The sequence below is a fragment of the Bacillus sp. 05T31 genome, assembly GCF_056396725.1.
Genome location: NZ_JBFTMA010001187.1, coordinates 1 through 745, shown reverse-complemented (window position 1 = coordinate 745; position 745 = coordinate 1). Strand labels below are relative to the sequence as shown.

1 pseudogene is annotated in these 745 nt (G+C 31.4%); it reads left to right on the top strand.

What is annotated here, in order from left to right:
- Window positions 1-518: 518 nt before the first annotated feature.
- A pseudogene (locus tag AC1DJR_RS32275) lies at window positions 519-683 on the top strand (alpha/beta hydrolase); the annotation flags it as partial.
- Between the last annotated feature and the right edge of the window lie 62 nt (window positions 684-745).

Below are 745 nucleotides of genomic sequence, written 5' to 3'. Positions count from 1 at the left end.
CAATTACTTTAAGCTGGCTTTTGAATTATAAATTCTGATTTTCATACTTCTTCATGAGTCTAGATAAGAAAAAAGAATCTACTCCTTTTCTAGCCAAATAAAAGGAATTTTTTTAAACAGTTATTTTAATTTGTACTGTTCTCCTATATTAATGCCTGCCCATGAGTATTTGCCTGAATTATATATTAAGGAATGAAAATGTATTAATTCTTTCCGAGTATGAATTCGAATAGGTATCACTTGCAATATGTCATTAAAATAAAAAGGATTATCACTTGGTTTAATTAGAAAACTAAGTGTACATAAATACAACGACATGAAAACACCTTGCTCCTAAATCCACTACTTGTATTATTGGTTGCGTGAAACTCCTTCTTGAGAAAGGTTTTAATTTCCGAATATTCTGTTGACTGTTGTCGCATATCCAATTTACAATTTAATTGTAATATTTTTTCACAATTAAACTACTTAGAATACACTTCATTTATTCGAAAACAATTACAAATAGAGGTGCTAAAATGAAAACAAGAGTAAATCCAGAGTTATTACAAGGGTTAGAGATGTTTCCAAATCTCGATTTACACCCGGAAAACTTGCAATCAATCAGAGAAGGAATAGCTCAAATGAGACCACCTACCGTTGTTGATGAATCCCTTTCATTAACAGATGAAGTCATTGTTGGACATGAGACCACCTACCGTTGTTGATGAATCCCTTTCATTAACAGATGAAGTCATTGTTGGAC